16 protein-coding genes are annotated in these 18,242 nt (G+C 55.2%); 11 read left to right on the top strand and 5 right to left on the bottom strand.

Annotated features, from left to right (window positions below):
• Nucleotides 1–10: 10 nt before the first annotated feature.
• Nucleotides 11–592, top strand: a complete 582-nt coding sequence (locus N0M98_RS00570; RefSeq protein ID WP_249862363.1) for an XRE family transcriptional regulator — start codon at nt 11–13, stop codon at nt 590–592.
• A 107-nt stretch (nt 593–699) separates the two neighbouring features.
• Here the strand turns inward: N0M98_RS00570 and N0M98_RS00565 are convergent, their stop codons facing one another.
• Nucleotides 700–2,022, bottom strand: a complete 1,323-nt coding sequence (locus N0M98_RS00565) for a TolB family protein (protein WP_259616635.1) — start codon at nt 2,020–2,022, stop codon at nt 700–702.
• Between the two features lie 256 nt (nt 2,023–2,278).
• Between N0M98_RS00565 and N0M98_RS00560 the strand changes: the two genes are divergently transcribed.
• The 7 genes from N0M98_RS00560 to N0M98_RS00530 all read left to right on the top strand — a co-directional run bounded on the left by N0M98_RS00560 (nt 2,279) and on the right by N0M98_RS00530 (nt 10,348).
• Nucleotides 2,279–3,727: a PTS mannitol transporter subunit IIBC gene (locus N0M98_RS00560; protein WP_259616634.1), complete on the top strand. Its 1,449-nt coding sequence runs from the start codon at nt 2,279–2,281 to the stop codon at nt 3,725–3,727.
• 189 nt (nt 3,728–3,916) lie between these two features.
• A complete protein-coding gene (locus N0M98_RS00555; RefSeq protein WP_259616868.1) occupies nt 3,917–5,983 on the top strand; it encodes a BglG family transcription antiterminator in 2,067 nt (688 codons plus the stop codon).
• Between the two features lie 35 nt (nt 5,984–6,018).
• On the top strand, nt 6,019–6,453 hold the full coding sequence (locus tag N0M98_RS00550) for a PTS mannitol transporter subunit IIA (RefSeq protein ID WP_249862367.1): 435 nt from the start codon (nt 6,019–6,021) through the stop codon (nt 6,451–6,453).
• Entirely contained in the window at nt 6,453–7,610 is a 1,158-nt protein-coding gene (locus tag N0M98_RS00545; protein WP_259616867.1) for a mannitol-1-phosphate 5-dehydrogenase, read from the top strand. Before N0M98_RS00550 ends, N0M98_RS00545 begins: the two co-directional genes overlap by 1 nt.
• A gap of 22 nt (nt 7,611–7,632) precedes the next feature.
• Complete coding sequence (ptsP, locus tag N0M98_RS00540; RefSeq protein ID WP_259616633.1) at nt 7,633–9,357, top strand: phosphoenolpyruvate--protein phosphotransferase; 1,725 nt, start codon at nt 7,633–7,635, stop codon at nt 9,355–9,357.
• A complete protein-coding gene (locus N0M98_RS00535; RefSeq protein WP_249862369.1) occupies nt 9,358–9,621 on the top strand; it encodes an HPr family phosphocarrier protein in 264 nt (87 codons plus the stop codon).
• A gap of 175 nt (nt 9,622–9,796) precedes the next feature.
• The gene (locus N0M98_RS00530) at nt 9,797–10,348 is read left to right on the top strand and encodes a glutathione peroxidase (protein ID WP_259616632.1); all 552 of its coding nucleotides are present in this window, start codon (nt 9,797–9,799) and stop codon (nt 10,346–10,348) included.
• A gap of 241 nt (nt 10,349–10,589) precedes the next feature.
• On the opposite strand, the gene pepT is transcribed toward N0M98_RS00530, so the two are convergent.
• Entirely contained in the window at nt 10,590–11,822 is a 1,233-nt protein-coding gene (gene pepT / locus N0M98_RS00525; RefSeq protein WP_259616631.1) for a peptidase T, read from the bottom strand.
• Between the two features lie 145 nt (nt 11,823–11,967).
• On the opposite strand from pepT, the gene N0M98_RS00520 reads away from it, so the two are divergent.
• Complete coding sequence (locus N0M98_RS00520) at nt 11,968–12,492, top strand: DinB family protein (RefSeq protein ID WP_259616630.1); 525 nt, start codon at nt 11,968–11,970, stop codon at nt 12,490–12,492.
• Nucleotides 12,493–12,584: 92 nt separating this feature from the next.
• On the opposite strand, the gene N0M98_RS00515 is transcribed toward N0M98_RS00520, so the two are convergent.
• The 3 genes from N0M98_RS00515 to N0M98_RS00505 all read right to left on the bottom strand — a co-directional run bounded on the left by N0M98_RS00515 (nt 12,585) and on the right by N0M98_RS00505 (nt 15,373).
• Nucleotides 12,585–14,024 carry a sensor histidine kinase gene (locus tag N0M98_RS00515; RefSeq protein ID WP_310942862.1) on the bottom strand — a complete coding sequence of 480 codons (1,440 nt, stop codon included), beginning with the start codon at nt 14,022–14,024 and terminating at the stop codon, nt 12,585–12,587.
• Nucleotides 14,021–14,722: a response regulator transcription factor gene (locus tag N0M98_RS00510; RefSeq protein WP_249862373.1), complete on the bottom strand. Its 702-nt coding sequence runs from the start codon at nt 14,720–14,722 to the stop codon at nt 14,021–14,023. Before N0M98_RS00510 ends, N0M98_RS00515 begins: the two co-directional genes overlap by 4 nt.
• 132 nt (nt 14,723–14,854) lie before the next feature.
• Entirely contained in the window at nt 14,855–15,373 is a 519-nt protein-coding gene (locus N0M98_RS00505; RefSeq protein WP_259616629.1) for a hypothetical protein, read from the bottom strand.
• A gap of 369 nt (nt 15,374–15,742) precedes the next feature.
• Between N0M98_RS00505 and N0M98_RS00500 the strand changes: the two genes are divergently transcribed.
• Both N0M98_RS00500 and N0M98_RS00495 read left to right on the top strand, forming a co-directional pair.
• Nucleotides 15,743–16,840 carry a mandelate racemase/muconate lactonizing enzyme family protein gene (locus tag N0M98_RS00500; protein WP_249862375.1) on the top strand — a complete coding sequence of 366 codons (1,098 nt, stop codon included), beginning with the start codon at nt 15,743–15,745 and terminating at the stop codon, nt 16,838–16,840.
• A 61-nt stretch (nt 16,841–16,901) separates the two neighbouring features.
• Nucleotides 16,902–18,230, top strand: coding sequence for an ABC transporter substrate-binding protein (locus N0M98_RS00495; protein WP_259616628.1), 1,329 nt, complete (start codon nt 16,902–16,904; stop codon nt 18,228–18,230).
• The last annotated feature ends 12 nt before the right edge of the window (nt 18,231–18,242 follow it).

The raw sequence follows: 18,242 nt of genomic DNA, 5'->3' as shown, positions 1-18,242 counted from the left end.
AGGGAAACCTTTGGATATTTCTAAAGAACAGGATGAACAAGAAGTGCAGGGGATGGTCCGCCGGATCGGCCACCAGCTTAGACAGCTGCGCAAAGAGCAGAAGCTGAGTCTAGACGACCTTGCGGAGAAATCCGGGGTCAGCAAGCTGACGCTCGGCAAAATCGAAAGGGGAGAGACAAATCCGAGTCTGGCCGTGCTATGGAGAATAGCCGACGGTTTGTCGGTGCCGATGTTTTCGCTGTTCGCCGGGGAGACGGTCGTCCAGGTGTCCCGTGCTGGCTCAGGAATGCAGTTCACGGACGGGCCGTGGCGGATCGAGCCGATGTTCCCCCAATCGATGAGCGGAGGAACGGAAATATACCGTGCCTATTTGGCGCCTCGCAGCAAGTATTCTTCCGATTATCATCCGGCCGACGTCATGGAAACCGCTGCGCTGATGTCCGGTATCGCCCGCATCATCGTCTCCGATGTCGAGCATGAGCTGCACCCGCATGATGCGATCCGGTTCCGCGGCGGCTGCGTTCACACGTATGTGAATGATTCGGACGATACCGCAGTTTTGCTGATCTCGCTGGAGCGTGAGAAGCAATAAGCCTTAAGCATAATCATAATGCGCAGCGCCTGCAGCTAAGTCTTCGTCAAATCGCTTGCGCAGAGGCTTTTAGACGAGCGGGCGCCGCGTGAGGCAAGGCGTCTTTCTCAAGAAGAAGTGCCGTCATACCAGCATAGCACCTCGCTCCAATCCCACTGCTCGTAATAATTCGAGCCCAAATCCACCGATTCAATCCATAAGACCGCCTCCGCTCCGTTATCCTTGCCCAGCATCACGCCGGCCTTTTCCCGGTTTGAGCGCACCCAGCCAAGCCGGCGGCTGCTCTTCAGATATTGAGGAGCATAGTCCCCGTAACCGGCAGGCGGGGACGATACCGGCTGCTGCTGCGGATCTTGAAGGTGCAGCTGAACAAGCGCCGGCAGCGGGCGCTGCGACGGGTCCTGCTGCCATGTGCTCTCCGCCGATCGGGATACGACGAGCTTCTCGCTCGTAACCCAAGTAAAGCCGACGTCCGCATAGCCTTTCGGGGTAAGCGCCGGCAGTTGTAAAGCCGGAACCTCCTTCACTTTCAGATGTTTATTCTCCAGCGCCATCCGGCCGCCGCCTTGAATATAAGCCAATCGGCTGCGAGCAGGAGCCCACTTGAACCAACCGGAGTTGGCCAGCATTTCATTCACCGGCTTAAAGTGTTTGCCGTCCGCGGAAAGCAAGCATAACATATCGCTGTCGGCGGACCAGGAAGCCGTAGGATGAACGACGAACGAAATCCATCTCCGGTCGGCCGACCATTTGAAAATCGACGTGCCGATCGACAGCACGGTGACGCTGCCTCCGGTAAGTTCGGAAGGAATCGTAAAAAATCGTTTCATTTTTTTCTCGTCCATTTTGGCGTCGTAAGGAATCAAGTACAGCACCGGGTTCGTCCAGCCGTCGGGCAGACGGTCAGCCGCGGTGGAAGCCAGAAAACCGGAGCCGTCGGGCAGCCATGAATAATTGTTCACCCCCAGCGCCACATTGTCAAAATGCTGCTGGGGTAAAACGTCCGTATCCGTAATATTCAGCACGGTTTGGTCCTGGAACGCCAGCATATTGCGCACCGGGGACCACTGCAGATTCGTCCCTCCGCGCGCGTAGATCTGCTCATGGCGGCCATCCTTCGCGTTATAGAGCCACACCTCCTGATCGCTGCCGTTCTGCGACCGGTTGTAGGCAATCCATTGGCCGTCGTAAGACCATTTGGGACCGGATACGCCTCCCAGGTCCGTTAGCTGCTTTTCCTCCGTTCCCGCTTTGATCCATAGATTGCCTTTACGCACAAACGCCGCCTTTACGGGATGAACGGGCGCCGATTCCGGGTCGGCATAGCTTTCTCCGCAAAAGCCTGCCGTCAAGAACACCGCTACCAGCAAGCAAAATAGGCGTTTCCAGACAAAAAGGGATTTTCCGAGAAACTTTTGCTGTATTTTCATGAGAGATCTTTCCTTTGCTTAGACGTTGTTTAGTAGGGTTCGACGTTAATTTACTCTACCGGCTCAAGCCTCATACGGTATTTTTCGCAAAAGTTGAACATGCTAAATTAAAAAAGTGTCAACAGCGTTGATGACGGGACACGTTTTTCCTTAGGTTGAAGAACAAACCGCCGTGGCTTACGATAAAGACAGATAACGCTTGCACAAATTTTTATTGGAGCAGCGGCATTTCAAAACTTAAAGGGAGGAATCCTACATGAATACAGCAGCACAGCAAGCATCCGGCGGAGTACGGGTGAAGGTGCAGCGCTTCGGGCGTTTTTTGAGCGGGATGGTTATGCCGAACATCGGCGCCTTCATCGCCTGGGGATTAATCACGGCATTATTTATTCCGACAGGCTGGATCCCGAACGAATATTTGGCTAAGCTGGTGGGCCCGATCATAACGTATTTGCTGCCTGTTCTCATCGGTTATACCGGGGGGACTATGATTCACGGGCAGCGCGGAGGCGTCATCGGCGCCGTCGCTACGATGGGCGTCGTTGTCGGAGCCGACATCCCGATGTTTCTCGGAGCCATGATCGTCGGTCCCGGATCGGCGTGGATTTTGAAGCAGTTCGACAAATCGATCGAAGGCAAAATCCGTTCCGGCTTCGAAATGCTCGTCAACAACTTCTCATCGGGCATTATCGGCGGGGTGCTCGCTCTGATCGCTTATACGGGGGTCGGCCCTGTCGTAGAAGTCATCAGTAAAACGTTAGCCGCAGGCGTACAGGTTCTCGTTAACGCGGGCTTACTGCCGCTGGCCAATATTTTGATCGAGCCGGGGAAAGTGCTTTTCCTGAATAATGCGATCAACCACGGCGTACTTAGCCCGATCGCGCTCGATCAAGCGGCCAAAACAGGCAAATCGATTATTTTTATGCTCGAATCGAATCCCGGACCGGGACTTGGCATCTTGCTCGCCTATTGGCTGGTCGGACGCGGCACCGCTAAGCAATCCGCTCCCGGAGCGGCAATCATTCATTTTCTCGGCGGGATTCATGAAATTTACTTTCCGTATATTTTGATGAACCCCCGCTTGATCTTGGCGGCTATGGCCGGCGGCGTGACAGGCACATTCACCTTCTCGCTGTTCCATGCGGGACTCGTTGCGACACCGTCGCCGGGAAGTATTTTCGCTTACATCGCGATGGCGCCGAAAGGCGGCTTGCTGGCCGTATTCACCGGGGTGATTACAGCGACGATCGTCTCGTTCCTAGTCGCCGCCCTGCTGCTGAAAACAACGCGTAAGGATGAGCAGGACGAAGGCGATTTGGAAGAAGCGTCGGCAAAAATGAAGCAGATGAAAGCAGCGGGCAATGCCAGCCCATCCGCTCCGGCTGCCGCAGCTTCTGCAGCAAGCCCGGCAGGTACGGTTCTCGCCAAAGAAGATGTCCGCAAAATCGTCTTTTCATGCGATGCAGGCATGGGCTCGAGCGCCATGGGCGCTTCGATTCTACGCAAAAAAATGAAGGCGGCGGGTGTGGACGTAACGGTTATCAACACCGCGATCAGTGAAATTCCGGGCGATGCCGATATCGTCATTACGCATAAATCGCTGACGGATCGAGCCAAGGCGCAGGCGCCGAAGGCTGAGCATATCTCGATCGATAATTTCCTGAAAAGTCCGGAATACGACGAATTGGTCCAACGATTAAGCTGATTGTATAATAGCGCATAACACCGGTGCGAGAGCGCGGTGAACAAGAGCAGGGCAGCCGGTTTCAAAAAAAAGGTTTGTCGTTCGCCGTACGGTGAATGAGATAGAGCCTGCGGCAGTTCGGATAAGCTTGTTCGCCGCTGCCGTCAGCGCCGGAGTTATGCCATTTTATGTATGAGGAAGATGCCCATGTTGAACGTTTCCAGCAGACATCGCCAAATTCTGGAGCTTCTGCTGAACCGGAAGGACGAGATTACAGCCGGTGAGATTGCGGCGGCAATCAATGTAAGCACCCGAACGGTTCACCGGGAGTTGTCCGAGGTGGAGCAGATCGTGGAAGCGTACGGATTGAAGCTTCATAAGAAATCCGGCATCGGCATTCAAATTTATGCGGATGACCCGGAACGGCTGGAGTCATTCCGCGAAAGATTGTCCCGTACTAGTGCGGTTGATTTTTCCGCGGAGGACCGCAAAGTGTGGATTCTCTGCTCGCTGCTTGAGGCTCAGGAGCCGGTGAAGCTGTTTACGCTAGCTCACGACATGAAAGTGACGATGCCTACCGTTGCCCATGATCTGGACGAATTGGAGTCCTGGATCGGCAAGCGCGGCCTGCAGCTGGTGCGAAGGCGGGGCTACGGGGTCGAAATCAACGGATCGGAGACAAGCAAGCAGAAGGCTATAGGCTATTTGGCCGGAGAGCATCTGGACGATTCCGATTTATTCGGGCCGACCGGACGGACGGTGCGCCCGGCGACGGCAAAGCTGCTGAATATGGTCGGCAAACCGTTTCTGATGGAGATCGAGAACGCTCTATGGGAATGGGGGCGGCTAAGAAACGCCGATTTGGCTGAGGTTGCCTATACGGAGCTGCTAGTCCGTCTGTCTACCGCGGTTAAGCGGATCGAACAAGGGACTAGAATGAAATCGAGGAAGCGGGGCGGCTCGCACGCACCGGGTGAAGTGCCGGAGTTTGCGAGGCCAATCGTTGCTTCGCTATCCGCGAGGCTCGGGATCGAATTTACCGAAGAAGAAACGGCTTATATTGCCGAGCTGCTTCGCGAAGCGACGCTGGGCCCGGCAGGCGCAGTCAACGGCTTACTGCCGCAGGACGATCTTAGTCTGATAGATAAAATGAATAGGCTGATCCGTTACGCGGAGGCACGAACGGGAGTTAGCGTAACCGAAGACCGTACGCTCAGGGAAGGACTGTTGACACATCTGGAATCCGCGCTGGATAGACTTCGTCACGGCGCTTATATCCGCAACCCGCTGCTTGCCCAGATCAAAAAAGATTACGACTACTTATTCGGAATTTTGCGTGAAGGGGTCGATAGCGTCATTACCGATGTCGCCGTGCCCGATGAAGAGGTTGGCTTTCTGGTTATGCATTTCGGCGCTGCCTTGGAGAGGCTGAATCAATTTCGCCGCAATGTGCGGGCCATTCTTGTGTGCACCAGCGGAATCGGCTCCTCGAAGATGCTGGCGATTCGGATCGGCAAGCAATTTCCGCAGATCGAGATTGTCGGCAACGTATCATGGTACGAAGCTGCGCGGCAGCCGGGAGAGGCATACGATCTGATCATCTCGACGGTCGATCTGCCGCTGGAAGCGGATCAGTATATTAAGCTTAGCCCGCTGTTGACCAAAGAGGAAGCGGAGCGGTTGCGCCGGTTCATCCAGGATATTACACTGAAAAAGAACCCGTCCGCGAAGCGGCAGGCCGCAGACGAAGGGCAAGGAGCATGGGAGCGGCTGCTCAAGCTCAAAGCGTATTTGGATGAAATCGTCCGGCTGATCGGGCAGTTCCGGGTGCACCTTGCCGGGGGGCCGTCCGCCAGCTTGCGGGATGTGGTGCTTGAGCTGTGCGCTTATGTGAAGGAAGCGGGCGTACTTGACCAAGCGGGCCCTGTCGCCGATCAACTGGTCGAGAGAGAGAAGCTGGGAAGCCAGCTCATTCCGGATACGTCGGTGGCATTGTTTCATACGCGGAGCGAATATGTCCGCCGGCCGTCGCTAACCTTATTTCGATTGAGCGAGTCTATCGTGCTGGAGGCGGAAGGGCCGACGGAAGTCCGGCATATACTGCTGATGCTGGGACCGCGCGAGCTGGCGAAGGAGAGCCTTGAAGTGCTCAGCGAGATCAGCGCGCTGCTGCTTGTTCCGGAGATGATCGGGCTGCTGGAGCGCGGGGAGCCGGAGGAGATCAAGCGGTTTTTGAGCGAGGAGTTGGCGCGCTTTTTTATCGATAAAACGCAATAACGACGAAGAATATAAAGGGAAATGGAGAGATAACCATGAGTGTTTTATCCAAAGAGAAAGTCAGATTGAACGTGAAGGTCGAAGACAAATACGAAGCGATCCGCTTGGCGGGACAACTGTTGGTGGACGCTGGACATGCCGAGCTTCCGTATATCGAGAAAATGATCGAGAGAGAACAGACGTTATCCACTTACATGGGCGGGGGACTTGCTATTCCGCATGGAACGCAGGACTCGAAGCAATTTATCCGCTCGACGGGGTTGTCGATTCTGCAGATCCCGGAAGGCGTCGATTTCGGCGAAGGGGAGAAAGCCTATTTGTTGGTCGGTATCGCGGCGGACGGAGACGACCATCTGGAAATACTGACCAACGTAGCGATGATCTGTTCGGATGACGATAATTTGGAGGGCATTTTGAAGGCTTCTACGGCCGAAGAGCTGCTCGCTATCTTTGAAAGCGGGATGGAATGATGAGGGCGGTTCATTTCGGAGCGGGCAACATCGGCCGCGGGTTTATCGGCCTCTTGCTGTCCGACTCCGGTTACGAAGTTACTTTCGTCGATGTGAACGAGACGCTTGTGGGCTTGCTGCGGGAGCGCCGAGAATATACGGTCTCGCTCGCTAACGAGTCGCAAGATACGGTAACGGTCCGCGGCGTTACGGCGATCAGCGGCAACGACGCCGAGCAAGTCGCCGCGGCGGTAGCCGGAGCGGATCTGGTCACGACGGCGGTCGGCGTGAACATATTGAAATTCATCGCCGGCAATATCGCGTCCGGCATACGCCGCAGACTTGCGGCGGGCGCCGCGCCGCTGCATATTATTGCCTGCGAGAATGCGATCGGCGGCAGCACGCAGCTGAAAGAGCATGTGTACTCGCATCTTAACGAAGAGGAGCGCCAGCAAGCGGACAGCCGCGTTGCCTTCCCCGATGCGGCCGTGGACCGGATCGTGCCGCTCCAGCACCATGAAGACCCGTTGCATGTTACGGTTGAGCCGTTCTACGAATGGGTCGTCGACCGCTCGTCCATGTTCGAAGGGTTCGAGCCGGTGAAGGGCGTTCACTATGTGCAGCAGCTTGAGCCTTACATCGAGCGCAAGCTGTTCACCGTCAATACCGGCCATTGCAGCGCCGCTTATCTCGGTTATTTGCAAGGAATAGCGACGATTCAGGAGGCGATGGCCGACGAGGCGATAGCCCGGCACGTTCGCGAGGCGCTGGATGAAACCGGCAAAATGCTCGTGTACAAATATTCCTTCAACGCCGAAGAGCATACGAGCTATATCGTGAAAATTATGGAACGGTTCCGCAATCCGTACTTGACCGACGAAGTCGTCCGCGTCGGCCGTTCGCCGATCCGCAAGCTGTCGCCGAACGACAGACTGGTACGCCCGGCGCTGCAGGCGTTTGCGGGCGGCATCGAGCCAGTGCGCCTGGCCGGCGTTATGGCGGCGGCGCTGCGATTCGACTATGCCGACGACCCGGAAGCGGCGGAGCTTCAGGCGGCCGTGAAGGAGCTTGGCGCAGGCGCGGCTTTGACGCGATATACCAACATACCGGAAGATCATCCGGTTCATGAGATGGTTATGAAACAATACTCGGCATGGAAGCCGTCTAATACACTTTAACTCGAGGAAGGAGCGGTTGGAAATGTCGAATCATTTGACAGGGGTAGCGGCCTCGCCGGGCATAGCCGTCGCGCAAGCGTTCCGGCTGCAAACCGTTCAGCAAACGCCTGTCCGCAGCTCGGTGGCCGATCCCGAGCAGGAGGCGGCGCGCTTTGCGCAGGCCGTGAAGGAGGCGCAAGAGCAGCTTCAGACGATCCGGGAGATGACGGAGAGCAGGCTCGGCGCGCAGAAAGCGGAAATTTTTGAGGCGCATCTGCTGCTTCTGGAAGATCCGGATCTTATCGATGCCGTTACGGATAAAATCAAAGACGAATCGGTCAACGCCGATTATGCGCTCTATGAAGTGGCCGGAACTTTCATCGAAGCTTTGATGGCGATGGATAACGAGCTGCTGCGGGAGCGCGCGGTCGACGTGAAGGACGTATCCGGCCGCGTGCTCAGCCGCCTTCGCGGAGAATCGTACGGCTCGGTTGCCGATCTGTCGGCGCCGGCAATACTCATCGCCGAGGATTTGACGCCGTCCGATACGGCGCAGCTCAATCCCGATCTGGTGATGGGCTTCATCACCGAAATCGGCAGCAGAACGTCCCATTCCGCCATTATGGCACGCTCGTTGGAAATTCCGGCGGTTGTCGGCGCGGGAGCCGCGGCGGCTGGAATTGCGAGCGGGGTTACCGTCATATTGGACGCGGTGGAAGGACGGATTGTCGTCGATCCGGATGAGCAAGAGCTTCAGGCGTATTTGCGGAAAAAAGAGCAGTACGACGCCCGCAAGGCGGAACTGAAACAATTGATCGATCAGCCTTCGCTGTCCTCCGACGGCCGCCAAGTGGAGCTTGCAGCCAATATCGGCAGCGTCGAGGATGTGCAGAAAGCGCTGGATAACGGAGCGGAAGGAATCGGCTTGTTCCGCACCGAGTTTTTGTATATGGGCCGCAGCGCGCTGCCTACCGAGGAAGAGCAGTTCAAAGTATATCAATATGTGCTGGAGAAAATGAACGGCAAGCCGGTCGTCATCCGCACGCTCGATATCGGCGGGGACAAAAAGCTTCCGTACATGAAGCTGCCTGAAGAGAGCAACCCGTTCCTCGGGCTGCGGGCATTGAGGCTGTGCCTCGACCGCCAAGATCTGTTCCGCACGCAGCTGCGGGCGCTGCTTCGGGCCAGCGCCTACGGGCAGCTGAAAATTATGTTTCCGATGATCGCCGTTGTGGAAGAGCTGTGGGAAGCCAAGCGCCTGCTGCAGGAGGAGACGGAGAAGCTGCTCGGCGAAGGCGTGACCGTTGCCGAGCGTATCGAAGTCGGGATGATGATCGAGGTGCCTGCGGCTGCGCTCGCAGCGGACAGCTTCGCCAAAGACGTCGACTTCTTCAGCATCGGCACGAACGATCTGATTCAATATACGATGGCGGCGGACCGGATGAACGAGACGGTTGCGTACTTGTACCAGCCCAGCCATCCGGCGATTCTCCGCCTGATCGATATGGTTATCCGCGCGGCGGAGCGCGAAGGCAAATGGGTCGGCATGTGCGGGGAAATGGCCGGAGACGAAACGGCGATCCCGCTGCTGCTCGGGCTCGGACTGCACGAGTTCAGCATGAGCGCCGGATCGATCCTGCCGGCCAGAGCGCTGATCGGCAAGCTGCCGCAGGGCGAATGGGCCGATCATGCCCGCAAGGCGCTGGCAATGCGCAGCCAAGCGGAGGTCAAACAATTCGTTCAACAATTGACAAGGAGTGAAGCATAAATGCTGTCTCAATCGTTTACCGTGATGAACCCGTCGGGCTTTCATGCCCGCCCTACCAAAATATTCGTTCAACAAGCAAGCGAATTTCCATGTAAAATCAACTTGACGAAAAACGGCAAAAAAGTGAACGGCAAAAGCTCGCTGAGCATGCTGACTTTGGGACTCGCTCAAAATGACGAAGTGCTGCTTGAGGTTGACGGCGAGCAGGAAGAGCAGGCTATGGAAGCGCTGGGCGCTTTGCTGACCAAAATTTACGAGGAATAGTATAAAGGCCATAAGCGGCCCCGGTCCTGAGTTCCGTTTGGACCGGGGCTTTTTTTATTATGCGAAACTTATAGCAATTACCTATTAAATCAATTTCAATTATATATTAGACGAATAAACAATTTGCCTTTATGATAAGTTGTAACACTAGCGCCATTGAAAGGGGATTTAAACCATGTCTGTCTATCAATATGAGGCTCGAACGATCGACGGCAAACCCGTCTGTTTGTCGGCTTACCGCGGAAAGGTTCTTCTTATCGTAAATACGGCGAGCCGGTGCGGATACTCCAAACAATTCGAAGGGCTTCAACAGCTTTATGACGCGTATCACGCAGCGGGATTGGAAATTCTCGGGTTTCCGTGCAACCAATTCAACGATAAGGAGCCCGAAAATAATGCGCTAATTCAGACGTATTGCGACAGCCGATTCGGAGTGACGTTCGAGCTATTTGAAAAAATCGAGGTGATCGGAGCGGATGCGCATCCTTTATTTCAATATATGACCGGGCAAGCGCCGTTTCGAGGGTTTGATCCCCAAACCTCCGACGGCCGCTGGATGCGGGAGTTTCTTATGGAAAAATACCCCGGCATCTATGAGGGCGACGGGGTCAAATGGAATTTCTCCAAGTTTTTGATCGATCGGAGGGGCCGGGTGAAGAGCAGGTACGAATGTACGATCGAGCCTGCGGACATCGAACCGGATATCCGCTCCTTGCTGCTAGCGTAGTTTGATTTATCGTCCGTATCATTCGGCGGTAAAGCGCGGCGACATACGCCTGCTGCGCTGGCCGCGGGACGGCGAGCCCTGTTATCCCCGGATCGCGTGAACGGATTCGTCGTCCGTCACACAGCAGCGAAATTCCGGGGACGCAGGGCGTGGACATGCGCTTCTACGGTAAATTTGCGCTTGCTTCGCCGCCGTATCCGTTATGTATGCGCCTCGGCGTCGAGGTTAATCGAAACCGGTCTTAAGCGCGCTGCTCGAAACGCCGTATAATCTCAACGATCACGTTCGTCGCTTTTTCCATATTGTCGACGGATACGAACTCATACCGCCCGTGATAGTTTTCCCCGCCTGTAAAAAGGTTCGGCGTAGGCAGCCCCATATACGACAGCTGCGAGCCGTCCGTTCCGCCGCGAATCGGCTCGATGACGGGCTCGATCCCCAGACTTTCCATCGCTTCGCGGGCGATGTCGACGATGCCGCGGACCGGCTCGATTTTCTCCCGCATGTTATAGTACTGATCCGTGATTTCTACCGAAATGCGCCCTTGTCCGTACCGCGCTTCCAGCTCCTTGGCAATCTGCGTCATCAGCTGCTTTCTATTGTTAAAGGCGGTTTTGTCAAAATCCCTAATAATATAATGCAGCTTCGTTTCTTCCACATCCCCGTGCACCGAGATGAGATGGAAAAAGCCCTCGTACCCTTCGGTATGCTCCGGCGCTTCCTGAACCGGCAGTTTGCCGTTGAACTCCATGGCGATCTTGGCGGAATTGACCATCTTTCCTTTGGCCGTGCCGGGGTGTACGATTTTGCCCTTGCAGGTGACGATCGCCTGCGCCGCGTTGAAGCTTTCGTATTGCAGCTCGCCTAACGGTCCTCCGTCCACCGTGTAGGCGCAGGAAGCGCCGAACGCCGCCACATCGAACCGGTGCGGACCTCTGCCGATCTCCTCGTCCGGGGTAAAGGCGACGCGGACCCGGCCGTGCTTGATCTCCGGATGCTGCAGAAGGAAGTCCATCGCCGTCATAATCTCGGCAATGCCCGCCTTGTCGTCCGCGCCGAGCAGCGTCGTTCCGTCGGTCGTCACGAGAGTATGCCCGGCATAGCCCGCCAGCGCGGGAAAATCTGCGGGGGACAGCACGATGCGCTGTTCTTCGTTCAAGACGATATCCTTCCCGTCGTAATGCTCGACGACTTGAGGCTTGACGCCGGTTCCCGTAAAATCGGTGGCCGTATCCATATGCGCCATAAAGCCGATGGTCGGCACCTCCTTGGCGGTGTTCGCAGGGAGCGTAGCCATCACATATCCGTTGGCATCCATCGTCACTTCGGACATCCCGATGCTTGTTAATTCGTCGACCAACATGCGGGCGAGCGTTAATTGACCCGGCGTCGTAGGGCAAGTCTTGCTGCCGGCATCAGATTGCGTATCGACTTGCGCATAGGCGGTCAGACGTTGAATCAGCTGCTTTTTCAATGGATCATCATCTCCTTTTCCTCCATTATAAATCAAGTTGAAGCCAAGACCAATCGGATGAGCGAGCAGCAGTTTTCTCCGAGCCGTTCAACTGATATGATAATATTGCTATTGCTTCATGAAATTCGGAGAGAGGAGCGAGCTTATGAATTTTACGATGGAAGAAGCGATCGAGGTTTTGGAACGGACGCCGCAAACGTTGGAATATTTTTTATCCGGCTTATCCCCCGGGTGGCTGCAAAGCAATGAAGGCGAAGGCACGTGGAACGCTACGGAAGTGATCGAACATCTCATCGAAGGGGAGAAGCATAACTGGATGCCGCGGCTGGAGTTTATTCTTCAAGAAGGCGACGGCAAACCGTTCCCTCCGTTTGACCGGTATTCGCATTTGCATGAACCGAAATCCGCGTCATGGGAGCAGACGCTGCGCGAATTTAAAACGATCCGGTCGCATAACATAGCCAAGCTGAAAGCTCTTGTCGATCCGGAGCGGCATTTGGAGCTGACGGGCTCGCATCCGGCTTTCGGCAGCGTGAAATTGCGGGAGCTTGTGTCCACCTGGGTCGTCCATGATTTAACCCATATGGCGCAAATCGTTCGAGTCATGGCGGAGAGATACAGGGCGGACGTCGGGCCGTGGAAGGAATATTTGGGCATCTTGAAAAAGTAACGACGCCACCTGTCCGCCGGGACGACGGCAGCAGCAAAAAGCCTGGCCGTTGCGGCTCAGGCTTCTTCAGCTATAGAAACAGGATAAGCGGCTCATTTCTGCACCGTCTCCACCGTCGGAATCCAGACGTCGAACGTCGTGCCTTTGTCGATCTCGCTGCGAACCTCGATCTTTCCTTCGTGCAGAGCGACCAATTCCCTCACGATGGCGAGGCCGAGGCCGGTTCCTTGATTTTTCTTGGAGCGGCCTCGGTCGACTTTGAAAAACCGTTCCCAGATCATTTCCTGATCGTCCGTGGAGATGCCAATGCCCGTATCGGATAAGGTCATATGAATATACGGCTGCTCATAGGCGGCGCCAATCGTAATTCGTCCGTTCTCGGTAAATTTGATAGCGTTTTTGATCAGATTGTTGCATATTTGCTCCATCCGGTTGGCGTCGGCGTAGGCTTTCGGCAGAGGCCCGGCAATCGCAAGCTCGATGTCGGTTTGTTTGTCGGCGGCCTCGGGCTCGAATTTGAAGGCGATTTGCGACAGCAGCGTCTCCATATCGACCGGGGAGCGGGAGAGCATAATTTCATTATTTTCCAGCTTAATCAAGTCCATAATATCGTCGACCAGCCGATTCATATGCAGCGTCTCGTTATAAATAATGCCGTAATAACGCGGCTTGGCCGCTTCGTCGATCAAGCCGTCCTGCAGTGCCTCCAGGAAGCCCTGCATCGCCGTTAACGGTGTTCGCAGCTCATGCGAGACGTTGGCGAGAAAATCTTGGCGGATGTGCTCCAGCTTCTTTTTCTCCTGATCAACGATCTCCAATTTTTCCACCATATGGTTGATCGTGGAGGCGAGCTCGCCTATTTCGTCTTTGGACTGGATGCGGATGCGTTCGCTGTAATCGCCCATGCCGATTTTGGCGGCGGCGCGGTCGATTTTTTGCAGCGGCTGCGAAATCGTCCACGATAAATAGGAGGCGATGACCGCAGAGAGCAGGAGGCCGAACAGGGTGCCCCACAGTATCGTTTCGCGCAAATTCGTGATCGTCTCGTTCATACCGGTGACCGGGGCGTGCAGAACGATGCCGCCGTACAGCTGATTGTCTTTGCCCCAGGGGACGACGACGGAGAGCATCTGTTCCTTCAGTCCCTCGAATTCCATATTCATGACGGTATTCTCGCCTTTGCTTACTTTGGCGACGATCGAGGCGTCTACGGATTTGCCGATGTACACCTCGTCTTTGGCCGAGGTGGCGACGATTTTACCCTGCAGGTCAAACAACCAGATGCGCGTGTCGTAGGACTGGTCGAAGAAAAGCAGCAGGTCCTTCAGCCCATCGTCCGGGAGACGGACGTTTTGCACCGCAACGTTGACGCGCTTGGCTTTGCGCAGCAGCTCGTCCTTCTTGGAATCGATAATATAATCCTTGGTCAAAAAGGAAATCATCAGCCCGACGACGCACAGTCCGAGCAGCACCGTGAACATATTGCTGAATAGAATGCGCCGGAAAATGCTTTTGTTAATCCCGAAAATCATGGTTCCACCGCAAATTTATAGCCGATGCCCCAGACCGTCACGATGCAGTCGTTTTTGTGCGGGCCGAGCTTCTCCCGCAGCTTCTTCACATGAACGTCCACGGTCCGGTTATCTCCGGCAAAATCGTATCCCCATACTTGCTCCAGCAGCTGCTCACGCGTAAAGACGTTGCCCGGCGATTTGGCCATATGGGCGAGCAAATCGAATTCCTTGGGCCGCAGGCTCAGCTTCTCGCCGTCGCCGGCAACGACCTCGCGCCGGTCTACATAAATGGACAGCCCGTCAAATTCCAGGCTTTGCGCCGGCTCCGCTTCATCCTGCAGCTTGCGCGGCTGCATTCGGCGGAAAATCGCCTTGATTCTGGCGATAAGCTCCCGGGGACTGAACGGCTTCGTGACGTAATCGTCGGCGCCGAGCTCAAGGCCGAGCACCCGGTCGATTTCTTCGCCCTTGGCGGTCAGCATAATGATCGGGATATCGAACCGTTTGCGGATTTCCCGGCATGTCTCATAGCCGTCCATCACCGGCATCATCACGTCGAGAATAATGATATCGGGAGCTTCTTTATCGAGCATGTCCAGCGCGGTTAAGCTGTCCTGCGCTTCCATCATATCGATATGCTGTTTTTCAAAATAAAGGCGAATGATTTCGCGTACGTTCGGATCGTCGTCAACAACCAATACCTTCCAAGGGTTCATAGCTTCTCCTCTTCGTTTTTTGGTTTACTTATAGTTTTCGTTGGATGCAACCGGTTTTGCGGGGGTTCCATACGAAAAAAACCTTTCTCCCCGGAGGAAGAAAGGCGCGATAAGATCTATATGAAAAGCCGTTTAAGGCTTCGGATTGTTAGTGGATTCATCCGGCGTCTTCAGATCGTCGCCGCTTTTGGAATCGCCTCCGGGGCTGGAATCGGCAGATTTGCCGCCGGTTGCTCCCGAGCCCGAGCCGGCTGAGCTGCCCGCGCTTCCTGCACTTTCTGTGCTGCCCGTACTTCCCGTACTACCTGTGCTACCCGCACTTCCGCTGCTTCCCGCACCGCCCAGACTGGAGCTTCCCGAGCTGCTTGCGCCGCCCGTGCTGGAGCTCGAAGAACCACCGCTTGCGCCGGTAGAACCGGACGAACCAGATGTACCGGATGATCCAGACGTACCGGACGAGCCGGATGAATCCAGACCGCCGGACGGAGAGCTTGTCGTCGGCATGCTGCCCGTATCCTCCTTGACGCCTCCGCTGCCGCTTTCGCCTCCGCCGCCGGAGCATCCTGTAATCATTGCGAAAATGAACACCATGCTTAAAGCTAGGGTCAAAGTTTTTCTCACGGTCAGGCGATTCGATAAAAGTGTTCTCAAAAGTAACATCTCCTTCCAAACATTTACTTTTTGCGCAGGAATTAAAAATATGATGACAAACGGTTGGCCTGCTGCGGCCGGTAGGGGATTCTGCCGCCGCCACAGCCTGCTGCTCCTGCACAAGAACAATGTACAGCATAAACATGACCGTTCTGTGTGGAAAAAAAGATCATTGTATTAAAAAAATATGAACAAATATGAACGGAGGCAAGGCATGCGGTTCCTACGCGATTTAGCCCGTAAAGAACTTGAACATGCCGATGTGGTAAAAAAATCGTATATAATGCTTAAATTATTGCCCTGTCCCTTGCCGATTAAAGCAAGGTACAATTGAGCTGTAGATCGACCAGACAAGGGGGGAATGCCGCAATGAAAATAACGAAGGTGGAAAGCTTTATTCTTCACGTTCCGCTCAGCCCGCCGATTACGGACGCGATCAACGCGCCTACCCATTGGGGACTGCCGGGAGTCCGAATTTATACGGACGAAGGAATAACCGGGTATGGATACACGGGGACCTGCGCCTACGGGGACGAACTGATTACGGATACGATCGACCGGTACTATACGCCCGTTCTGCTCGGCAAAGATCCGTATATGGTGAGGGAAATATGGGACGAGCTGCGTTACGGCAAGATGCATTGGATCGGAAGGGCGGGCATTACCCATATGGCGTTGGCCGCGGTGGATATCGCGCTGTGGGATCTGATGTCCAAGGCGGCGAGCAGGCCGCTGTGGCAGTATCTGGGCGGTCATAAGAGCAAACCGGTCAAAGCTTACAATACGAACGGAGGCTGGTTAAACTGGCCGAAGGAGCGGCTGCTTCAGGACATCACCGCCTTTGTCGAGCAGGGCTTTACAGGAGTCAAGATGAAGGTCGGCAAGCCGGACCCGCGCGAAGACTATGACCGGGTTCGCGCCGTTCGCCAAGCGATAGGCGACGATGTGATCTTGATGGTCGACGTCAATCAGATGTGGAATATTACGACGGCGATGACCTGGGGCAAGAAGCTGGAGGAGTTCGATCTGTTCTGGCTGGAGGAGCCGCTGAACCCGGATGACGTGATGAACCATAAAAAGCTTGCCGACGAGCTCAACGTGCCGATCGCGCTCGGGGAGCATGTGTACAGCAAATATGCTTTCCGCGACTATATTCATCAAGGGGCCGTAGAATACGTGCAGGTCGATACGACGCGCGTCGGCGGTATTACCGAATGGCTTCAGGTCGCCGGTTTGGCCGCCGCATACGATTTGCCGATCGTGCCTCACGTCGGCGATATGGGGCAGATTCATCAGCATCTGGTGGCCGCTACGTCCAACGCGGTCATGCTGGAGTACATCCCCTGGATTCGGGATATTTTCGTCGAACCCGCTACCGTCAAGGACGGATACTATGTGCTCCCGCAAATGCCCGGCGCATCGACCGAGGTGATTCCCGAGTATTTTGACAAGTACCGGGTGAAATAATCGCCATGTTAAAAGGCAAACCGCTCTTTCATTATTATATGAGATACGAGGAGGGCTACATATGTTCAAGCATTCGAGAACCACAGCCGCCGCATTGCTGCTGACGCTGCTTGTCGGCGTCGCGTCGGCCTGCAGTCCGAGCCAGGAGGCCGCGCCGGATAAACCGGGCGTCGCGTCGGCCGCAGACAAGCCGTTTGCGGGCAAGAAGGTGACGGTATTTGCGCTGAATCATCCTTGGAGCGATACGATCAAAGGCTCGATTCAGCAATTGGAAGCGTCTACAGGCATGAAAGTGGATTTTCAAGTGATCGGCGAAGATCAGCTGCAGCAAAAGCTGGCCGTTCAATTTACGACGAATGCGGCAAGCCCCGATGTGTTTATGTACCGCCCTTATATGGATAAAATTTTGTACCACAAGAACGGGTGGACTTCGCCGTTAAACGATTATGTCAATAAGGATGCGGCTTATGACTTCGCCGATTTCGCCAAATCATCCATCGAAGCGGCCACGATCGAAAACAAGATCGAATCGATTCCCGTCTTTACGGACCAATTCGTGCTGTACTACCGCAAAGATATACTGGAGAAAAATGGAATTTCCGTACCGGCGACGCTGGACGAACTGACGGCGGCCGCCAAAAAGCTGCATGATCCGGCCCATGATTTCTACGGCTTTGTCGGCCGCGGTCAAAGAAACGCACTCGTCACGGCCGTCTCCTCGTTCGTGTTTTCGCAGGGGGGCGACTTTATGAAGGGAGATAAGGCGGCGATCAACACGCCGGAGGCCATCAAGGGTTTTCAAACCTATGCGACTTTGATTAAGGATTACGGGCCGCAGGGGGTGCTGAATATGTCTTGGCCGCAAGCATCCGCTATCTTCGCTCAAGGCAAAGCCGCGTTTTATGCTGAAACCGCTTCCGTGTACAAAAACACGACCGATCCGGAGAAATCGCTGGTAAAAGATAAGATCGGTTTCGCCAAATTTCCGGCCGGCGACGCCGGGGCCAAGCCATACAACATCACGGCCTGGTCGCTTGCAATCAACTCGAAATCGGCCAATAAAGACGCGGCGTGGGAGTTCATCCAATGGGCGACGAACAAGGAAAACGTGCTGAAGACTCAGCGCGCGGGAGCGCCCGGCGCGAGAAGCTCTCTATGGACGACGAAGGAGGGCATTGAGACGTATCCGGCCGATCTTGCCGAAGCGATTCAGGAGACGATGAAAATCGGCGTCGGGCATAACGTGCCGGAGGTGATCAGCGTGGGCGAGGCGCGCGACGCGGTCGGCAGCGTCGTGGTGAAAGCCGCGCTGGGCGAAGATATTAAAGCGGCGGCCGATCAGGCCAATGCGGAGTTTCAGGCGATTATCGACAAGGACAAGACCAAATGAGATAATCTCGCA

The organism is Paenibacillus doosanensis, from assembly GCF_025060755.1.
GTDB classification, from domain to species: Bacteria; Bacillota; Bacilli; order Paenibacillales; family NBRC-103111; genus Paenibacillus_S; species Paenibacillus_S doosanensis.
Note: the sequence above shows the minus strand (reverse complement) of the source record. Positions and strands in the feature narration are given on the sequence as shown.

What these genes read in the sequence shown, in the direction of transcription:
- N0M98_RS00560 (WP_259616634.1), top strand. Translation starts at nt 2,279, where the DNA reads ATGAATACAGCAGCACAGCAAGCATCCGGCGGAGTACGGGTGAAGGTG.
- N0M98_RS00530 (WP_259616632.1), top strand. Translation starts at nt 9,797, where the DNA reads ATGTCTGTCTATCAATATGAGGCTCGAACGATCGACGGCAAACCCGTC.
- N0M98_RS00515 (WP_310942862.1), bottom strand. Translation starts at nt 14,024, where the DNA reads ATGATTTTCGGGATTAACAAAAGCATTTTCCGGCGCATTCTATTCAGC.
- N0M98_RS00520 (WP_259616630.1), top strand. Translation starts at nt 11,968, where the DNA reads ATGAATTTTACGATGGAAGAAGCGATCGAGGTTTTGGAACGGACGCCG.
- N0M98_RS00500 (WP_249862375.1), top strand. Translation starts at nt 15,743, where the DNA reads ATGAAAATAACGAAGGTGGAAAGCTTTATTCTTCACGTTCCGCTCAGC.
- N0M98_RS00545 (WP_259616867.1), top strand. Translation starts at nt 6,453, where the DNA reads ATGAGGGCGGTTCATTTCGGAGCGGGCAACATCGGCCGCGGGTTTATC.
- N0M98_RS00535 (WP_249862369.1), top strand. Translation starts at nt 9,358, where the DNA reads ATGCTGTCTCAATCGTTTACCGTGATGAACCCGTCGGGCTTTCATGCC.
- N0M98_RS00565 (WP_259616635.1), bottom strand. Translation starts at nt 2,022, where the DNA reads ATGAAAATACAGCAAAAGTTTCTCGGAAAATCCCTTTTTGTCTGGAAA.
- N0M98_RS00495 (WP_259616628.1), top strand. Translation starts at nt 16,902, where the DNA reads ATGTTCAAGCATTCGAGAACCACAGCCGCCGCATTGCTGCTGACGCTG.
- N0M98_RS00550 (WP_249862367.1), top strand. Translation starts at nt 6,019, where the DNA reads ATGAGTGTTTTATCCAAAGAGAAAGTCAGATTGAACGTGAAGGTCGAA.
- N0M98_RS00510 (WP_249862373.1), bottom strand. Translation starts at nt 14,722, where the DNA reads ATGAACCCTTGGAAGGTATTGGTTGTTGACGACGATCCGAACGTACGC.
- ptsP (WP_259616633.1), top strand. Translation starts at nt 7,633, where the DNA reads ATGTCGAATCATTTGACAGGGGTAGCGGCCTCGCCGGGCATAGCCGTC.